General features: G+C 69.3%; 6 protein-coding genes. All 6 read left to right on the forward strand.

Annotated elements, in window-relative coordinates:
* A partial coding sequence (locus SSBG_RS14275) for an FHA domain-containing protein (protein WP_008746821.1) occupies positions 1 to 259 on the forward strand: 259 nt, incomplete at its 5' end.
* Between the two features lie 10 nt (positions 260 to 269).
* On the forward strand, positions 270 to 791 hold the full coding sequence (locus SSBG_RS14280) for an FHA domain-containing protein FhaB/FipA (RefSeq protein ID WP_008746822.1): 522 nt from the start codon (positions 270 to 272) through the stop codon (positions 789 to 791).
* A 193-nt stretch (positions 792 to 984) separates the two neighbouring features.
* On the forward strand, positions 985 to 2,529 hold the full coding sequence (locus SSBG_RS14285) for a PP2C family protein-serine/threonine phosphatase (RefSeq protein ID WP_008746823.1): 1,545 nt from the start codon (positions 985 to 987) through the stop codon (positions 2,527 to 2,529).
* 25 nt (positions 2,530 to 2,554) lie between these two features.
* Positions 2,555 to 3,979: an FtsW/RodA/SpoVE family cell cycle protein gene (locus SSBG_RS14290; protein WP_008746824.1), complete on the forward strand. Its 1,425-nt coding sequence runs from the start codon at positions 2,555 to 2,557 to the stop codon at positions 3,977 to 3,979.
* Positions 3,976 to 5,427 (forward strand): peptidoglycan D,D-transpeptidase FtsI family protein, encoded by a 1,452-nt coding sequence (locus SSBG_RS14295; protein ID WP_008746825.1) that lies wholly within the window; start codon positions 3,976 to 3,978, stop codon positions 5,425 to 5,427. The genes SSBG_RS14290 and SSBG_RS14295 overlap by 4 nt, the downstream gene beginning before the upstream one ends.
* A 254-nt stretch (positions 5,428 to 5,681) precedes the next feature.
* Positions 5,682 to 7,643 carry a Stk1 family PASTA domain-containing Ser/Thr kinase gene (gene pknB, locus SSBG_RS14300; RefSeq protein ID WP_037869768.1) on the forward strand — a complete coding sequence of 654 codons (1,962 nt, stop codon included), beginning with the start codon at positions 5,682 to 5,684 and terminating at the stop codon, positions 7,641 to 7,643.
* Positions 7,644 to 7,840 lie beyond the last annotated feature (197 nt).

The following is a 7,840-nucleotide window of genomic DNA, read 5'->3' on the forward strand; positions in this document are numbered from 1 at the left end:
CAACAACAACCGCCACCAGATCACCCGCTCGACGCTGGTGCTCGGCCGCAGCACCGAAGCCGATGTGCGGATCGACGACCCCGGCGTCTCCCGCCGGCACTGCGAGATCCGGACCGGAACGCCCTCGACGATCCAGGATCTCGGGTCCACCAACGGCATCGTGGTGGACGGGCAGCACACCACCCGCGCTACGCTCCGCGACGGCTCGCGGATCGTCGTGGGCAACACGACCATTATTTTCCGGCAAGCCGAAGGGTGAAGCGGGGGCAATGTCAGAGCTGACCCTGACGGTCATGCGGCTGGGTTTCCTGGCCGTTCTGTGGCTGTTCGTCATCGTGGCCGTCCAGGTCATCCGCAGCGACCTCTTCGGTACGCGCGTCACCCAGCGCGGTTCGCAGCGCCGGGCCCAGCGCGGGGGCGGTGACGGGGGCCGGGCGCGCGCCGCGAGCAGCCCCCCGGCCCAGCGCCAGCAGCAGGGCGGCCGGCAGCGCAGGGGCGCGCCCACCAAGCTGATCATCAGCGAGGGCAGTCTCACGGGCACGACGGTCGCCCTGCACGGGCAGACCATCACGCTCGGCCGCGCGCACGACTCCACGATCGTCCTCGACGACGACTACGCCTCCAGCCGCCATGCCAGGATCTACCCCGACCGTGACGGGCAGTGGATCGTCGAGGACCTCGGCTCCACCAACGGCACCTACCTGGACCGCAACCGGCTCACCACGCCGGTCCCCGTCCCGCTGGGCGCGCCGATCCGCATCGGCAAGACCGTGATCGAGCTGCGGAAGTAGTACGACAGATGAGCGAGCGGAGCGAGCGGAGCGAGCGGACCCCGGTGGCCACGAAGGCGTCCCCCGGGGCGGTCCCCGCCGTGGCACCGGCGGCGGTCCCCCACGCGGAACCGACCGTGCTCCCGACCGGAGGGTGGGCAGTGTGGCTCGACAGGACCGGTTGTCCCCGGACCAGCCGAGAGGCGAGGTACGCATGAGTCTTTCCCTGCGTTTCGCCGCCGGCTCGCACAAAGGCATGATCCGCCAGGGCAACGAGGACTCCGGCTACGCCGGCCCCCGGCTGCTCGCCATCGCCGACGGCATGGGCGGCGCGGCGGCCGGCGAGGTCGCCAGCTCCGAGGTGATCTCCTCGCTCGTGGACCTGGACGACGAGATCCCCGGCTCCGACATCCTCACCTCGCTCGGCGTCGCCGTGCAGCGCGCCAACGAGCGCCTGCGCGTCATGGTCGAGGAGGACCCCCAGCTCGACGGCATGGGCACGACGCTCACGGCGCTGCTGTGGACCGGGCAGCGCCTCGGCCTCGTGCACGTCGGCGACTCGCGCGCGTACCTCCTGCGCGACGGCGTCCTCACCCAGATCACCCAGGACCACACCTGGGTCGCGCGCCTCGTGGACGAGGGCCGGATCACCGAGGAAGAGGCCACGACGCACCCGCAGCGCTCGCTGCTCATGCGCAACCTCGGCAGCGCCGACCAGGTCGAGCCCGACCTCTCGATCCGCGAGGTGCGCCCCGGCGACCGCTACCTGATCTGCTCCGACGGGCTCTCCGGCGTCGTCAGCCACCAGACGATGGAAGAGACCCTCGCCAGCTACCAGGGCCCGCAGGAGACGGTCCAGGACCTCATCCAGCTCGCCCTGCGCGGCGGCGGCCCGGACAACGTGACGGTCATCGTCGCCGACGTCCTCGACGTCGACCACGCCGACACGATGTCCGTCTCCCTCAACGACACCCCCGTCGTCGTCGGCGCCGTCGCCGAGAACCAGCACCAGGCCCACGACGACGGCGCGATGCAGACGCCCGCCGGTCGCGCCGCCGGCCTCGGCCGCCAGGCCCCGGCGCCCGGCGGGCACGGTTCCGGGAACGGCGCGGCGCCCGCGTACGCCCCCGAGGACTGGGACGAGGACGGCGACTACGGCCCCCGTCGCGGCGGCAGGCGCTGGCTCAAGCGGGGACTGTGGACCGTCGTCGCGCTCGCCGTCATCGGCGGTGGCCTCTACGGCGGCTACCGCTGGACGCAGAACCAGTACTACGTGGGCGTCGAGGACGACCACGTCGCGCTCTACCGGGGCATCAGCCAGGACCTCGCCTGGCTCGACCTCTCGAAGATCGACCGCTCCCACCCCGAGATCGAACTCAAGTACCTCCCGCCCTACCAGCAGAAGCAGGTCGAGGGCACGATCACGGAGTCCTCGCGCGCCGAGGCGCAGAAGAAGATCGAGGAGCTGGACACGCAGGCCGGCGCGTGCCGCAAGGACGCCGAGCTGCGCAAGGCCGCGGCGAAGGCCCGGGCCGAGAAGGAGGCCAGGGACAAGCGCGCGAAGGAGCAGCGGGAGAAGGAGCAGCAGGAGAGCGGCGCGGGGACCGCGCAGGGCACCGTCCCGGGCACGACGCCCGGCGGTACGAGCACGGCGAACCCGGCCGCCTGGCACACCGCCAGGGCGGCGGCGAGCCCGTCGCCCGGCCCCAGCCTCTCCGAGGAAGAACAGAAGCTGGTCCCGCAGTGCGGAAAGCAGTGAGCGCCACAGGGGGCCGGATCACACCATGAGCAGCAGTACGACACAGACCTCGACCATCGGTTCCATCGGCGCGCCCAGCCGCCGCAACACCGAACTCGCCCTTCTCCTCTTCGCCGTCGTCATCCCGGTCTTCGCCTACGCGAACGTCGGGCTCGCGATCGACGGCTCGCTCCCGGCCGGCCTGCTCGGCTACGGGATCGGGCTCGGCCTCCTCGCGGGCGTCGCCCACCTCGCGGTGCGCCGCTTCGCGCCGTACGCGGACCCGCTCCTGCTGCCGCTCGCGACGCTCCTCAACGGGCTCGGGCTCGTCGTCATCTGGCGGCTGGACCAGTCCGAGCGGCTCCAGCAGGTCAAGACGTTCGCGCCCGCCGCGCCCAAGCAGCTCATGTACTCGGCGATCGGCATCGCGCTCTTCGCCGGCGTGCTCATCGTCCTCAAGGACCACCGCATCCTCCAGCGGTACACGTACATCTCGATGGCCGGAGCGATCCTGCTGCTGCTCCTGCCGCTCGTGCCGGGGCTCGGCCTGAACATCTTCGGCGCGAGGATCTGGATCCGCGTCGGCGGGTTCCAGATCCAGCCGGGGGAGTTCGCGAAGATCGTGATCGCGATCTTCTTCGCCGGGTACCTCATGGTGAAACGCGACGCGCTCGCGCTCGCGAGCCGCCGCGTCCTCGGCCTGTACCTGCCGCGCGGCCGGGACCTCGGCCCGATCATCGCCGTGTGGATCATGTCGATCCTCATCCTGATCTTCGAGACCGACCTCGGTACCTCGCTGCTCTTCTTCGGCATGTTCATCGTCATGCTGTACGTGGCGACCGAGCGGACGAGCTGGATCGTCTTCGGGCTGCTCATGTCGGCGGTGGGCGCGGTCGGCGTCGCCTCCTTCGAACCGCACGTGCACAGCCGCGTGCAGGCGTGGCTCGACCCGGCGGGCGAGTTCGCGCTGAGCCAGAAGGGCGTGCCCGGCCACTCGCAGCAGGCGATGGAGGCGCTGTGGTCCTTCGGCTCCGGCGGCACCCTCGGCACGGGGCTCGGCCAGGGCAACTCCGACCTCATCGGCTTCGCCGCGAACTCCGACTTCATCCTCGCCACCTTCGGCGAGGAACTGGGCCTCACCGGGCTCATGGCGATCCTCATCATCTACGCCTTGATCGTGGAACGCGGGCTGCGCACCGCGCTCGCGGCGCGCGACCCCTTCGGCAAGCTGCTCGCCGCGGGCCTCTCCGGCGCCTTCGCCATCCAGGTGTTCGTCGTCGCGGGCGGTGTCATGGGCCTCATCCCGCTCACCGGTATGACGATGCCCTTCCTCGCGTACGGCGGTTCCTCCGTCATCGCCAACTGGGCGCTCGTCGCCATCCTGCTGCGCGTCAGCGACACCGCGCGCAGGCCCGCCCCTGCTCCCGCACAGAACTCCGACGCCGAGATGACGCAGGTGGTCCGCCCGTGAACAAGCCGCTCCGCCGCATCGCGATCTTCTGCGGGCTGCTCGTCCTGGCCCTGCTGCTGCGCGACAACTGGATCCAGTACGTCAAGGCCGACAGCCTCCAGAGCGACGAGGCCAACCCCCGCGTCACCATCGAGCGCTACGCGCAGCCGCGCGGCGACATCATCGCCGACGGCAAGCCCGTGACGGGGTCGAAGAACACCAACGGGATCAGCTACAAGTACAAGCGGACCTGGAAGAACGGCCCCATGTGGGCGCCGGTCACCGGGTACTCCTCGCAGCTCATCGGCGCGACCCAGCTCGAAAGCCTCAACGACGACATCCTGACCGGCAACGACGACCGGCTCTTCTTCCGCAACCAGCTCGACATGCTCACCGGCAAGCCGAAGCAGGGCGGCAACGTCGTCACGACGATCAACACGGCCGCGCAGAAGGCCGCGTTCGACGGGCTCGGCTCCCGCAAGGGCGCGGTCGTCGCGCTCGACCCGTCCACGGGGGCGATCCTCGCGATGGCCTCGACGCCCTCGTACGACCCCTCGTCGTTCGCGGGGATCTCGAACAAGGACGGCGAGACCTTCGCGAAGCTCGACAAGGACAAGGACAAGCCGCTCACCAACCGCGCGCTGCGCGAGACGTACCCGCCCGGCTCGACCTTCAAGGTCGTCACGGCCGCCGCGGCCCTGGAGAGCGGCAAGTACCAGCCGGACCAGAAGACGGACACCCCGCTGCCGTGGATCATGTACGGCACCAAGACGCCGCTGAACAACGAGGGGAACATCCCCTGCAAGGACGCGACGCTGCGCAACGCGCTCAAGTACTCGTGCAACACGGTCTTCGGCAAGATCGGCGCCGACCTCGGCCAGGACACGATGCTGGAGGAGGCGGAGAAGTTCGGCTTCAACGCCAAGCACGACGTCCCGGTGCGCTCCGCGGCCTCGAACTTCTCCGACGACATGTCGCCCGACGGTGTCGCGCAGTCCTCGATCGGCCAGTTCAACACGGCGGCCACCCCGCTCCAGATGGCCATGGTCGCCTCGGCGGTCGCCAATGACGGCAAGCTCATGAAGCCGTACATGGTGAGCGAGCTCCAGTCGCCGAGCCTCGACACGATCGAGAAGACCGAGCCGAAGGAGATGAGCCGCCCGCTGACCGCGGAGAACGCGCAGAAGCTCCAGTCGATGATGGAGACCGTCGTCAACGACGGCACGGGAACCAACGCGAAGATCCCCGGCGTCACCGTCGGCGGGAAGACGGGTACCGCGCAGCACGGTGTCGACAACAGCGAGCTGCCGTACGCCTGGTTCATCAGCTACGCCAAGACCGACCAGGGTTCCCCGGTCGCCGTCGCCGTCGTGGTCGAGGACGGTGCCGCCGGGCGCGACGACATCTCCGGCGGCGGTCTCGCCGCGCCGATCGCGAAGGCGGTCATGGAGTCGGTCGTCAAGAAGTGACCCGTACCCGCCCCGCGCCCCCGCGGGGCGGCCCGCGCGCCGGGACCGGCTGGGAGCCGGCGTCCGGAACCACCCCTCACGGGTGAAGCCGGTCACGAGCCCCGCGCATCCGCGCACGTGGCGGTACCGGTCCGGTATCAGCTTGCCGGTCCGGGCCGAAAGGCATGGTACGGGGCGGGTACGGTAAGCCGGACAGCACACCGCCGGACCACACACGGGTGCGGTCGGGATCGACGGAGAGGGCTGGATCAGTTATGGAAGAGCCGCGTCGCCTCGGCGGCCGGTACGAGCTGGGCCACGTGCTCGGCCGCGGTGGTATGGCCGAGGTGTACCTCGCCCACGACACCCGTCTCGGCCGCACCGTCGCGGTCAAGACCCTGCGCGTCGATCTCGCCCGTGATCCCTCGTTCCAGGCCCGGTTCCGGCGGGAGGCCCAGTCCGCGGCCTCGCTCAACCACCCGGCGATCGTCGCCGTCTACGACACCGGCGAGGACTACGTCGACGGCGTCTCGATCCCGTACATCGTCATGGAGTACGTGGACGGCTCGACGCTGCGCGAGCTGCTGCACTCGGGGCGCAAGCTGCTGCCCGAGCGCTCGATGGAGATGACCATCGGCATCCTCCAGGCGCTGGAGTACTCGCACCGCGCCGGGATCGTGCACCGCGACATCAAGCCGGCGAACGTCATGCTGACGCGCACCGGGCAGGTCAAGGTCATGGACTTCGGCATCGCCCGCGCGATGGGCGACTCCGGCATGACGATGACGCAGACCGCCGCCGTCATCGGCACCGCGCAGTACCTCTCCCCCGAGCAGGCGCAGGGCGAGACGGTCGACGCGCGCTCGGACCTGTACTCGACGGGCTGTCTGCTCTACGAACTGCTCACCGTGCGGCCCCCGTTCATCGGGGACTCGCCCGTCGCGGTCGCCTACCAGCACGTCCGCGAGGAGCCGCAGCCGCCGAGCGTCTTCGACCCGGAGATCACGCCCGACATGGACGCGATCGTGCTCAAGGCGCTGGTGAAAAACCCCGACTACCGCTACCAGTCGGCCGACGACATGCGCGCCGACATCGAGGCGCTGCTCGACGGCCGCCCGGTCGCCGCGAGTGCCGCGCTCGGCATGGCCGACGCGAACGGCGGCTACGGCTACGGCGGCGAGCAGCCGACGCAGGCGTTCCACGCGCAGAACGGCGGCGCGGGCCCCACGTCGATGCTGCCCCCGGTCAACCCGGACGACGGCGGCTACGGCTACGGCGAGGAGCCGCGCGGGCGGCGCAGGCAGGCCCCGCCGAAGAAGAACCACACGTCGACGATCCTCCTCGTCGTCGCGGGCGTCCTCGTCCTCGTCGGCGCGATCCTCATCGGCAGCAAGTTCATCGGGCAGGACGACAAGGCCCCCGCGAAGATCGCCGCGCCGAGCTACGTCGGCAAGACCCTCGCCGAGGCCAAGGTGATGGCCACGAACAACGGGGACTTCGCCCTCAAGAGCGTCAGCGAGCCCTGCGAGGACCAGCCGGCGAAGAAGATCTGCAAGCAGGACCCCCCGGCGGGCACCGAGGTCGAGAAGGGTTCCTCGATCACCGTCACCGTCTCCACGGGTGCCCCCGAGAAGACCGTCCCCGACGTCACCGGGCTCACCTTCGAGAAGGCGCAGGACAAGCTCCAGAAGCTCGGCTTCGAGGTGAAGCAGAAGTCGGAGGAGTCGGAGCAGACCCCCGGCGTCGTCATCGAGCAGAGCCCGAGCGGGGACACCGATCTCCAGATCGGCAAGGCGATCACGCTGACCGTGGCGCGCGCCAAGCAGACGGTGACGGTCCCGAGCGTCGTCAACCAGAGCTGTGACGACGCGACGGCCCAGCTCGAGAAGAACGACCTCAAGGCGAACTGCGTCGAGAAGGAGAACGACACCGTTCCCGAGGGCACCGTCTTCGAGCAGAGCCTCATGCAGAACACGGAGGCCGACCCGGGCTCCGTGGTGACGCTCTCGGTCGCGAAGAAGCCGGCGGAGCAGGAGCCCGAGAAGGTCAAGATCCCGGACGAGATCCGCGGCAAGAGCCTCCAGGAGGTGCAGGGCATCCTCGGTGGCCTCGGCCTCCAGGTGAACGTCCAGCCGGGTCTGCCGAGCGACCCCAACTCGAAGGTCATCAACTCCAACCCGGGCCCCGGCTCGGAGGTCGACAAGAACACCCCGGTGACGGTCTTCACGCTGCCGTAGCCGGTACGGGCCTCTGGGGCCCATGAGGAAGGGCGCCCCCCCCGCGCGGGGAAATTTATTCTCTGCGATATTATTTGATCTCGTTTTCCGGTTGTAATCTGCTGATATTGCTAGAGTCCGGATTGGTTAATCTCATAAACACAGCGTTTTTCGTTGTGAATGAACATGTTGGTTTTTTTTTTTTTTTTTTTTTTTTT

Origin of the sequence: Streptomyces sp. SPB074 (assembly GCF_000154905.1) — a bacterium.
Taxonomy (GTDB): domain Bacteria; phylum Actinomycetota; class Actinomycetes; order Streptomycetales; family Streptomycetaceae; genus Streptomyces.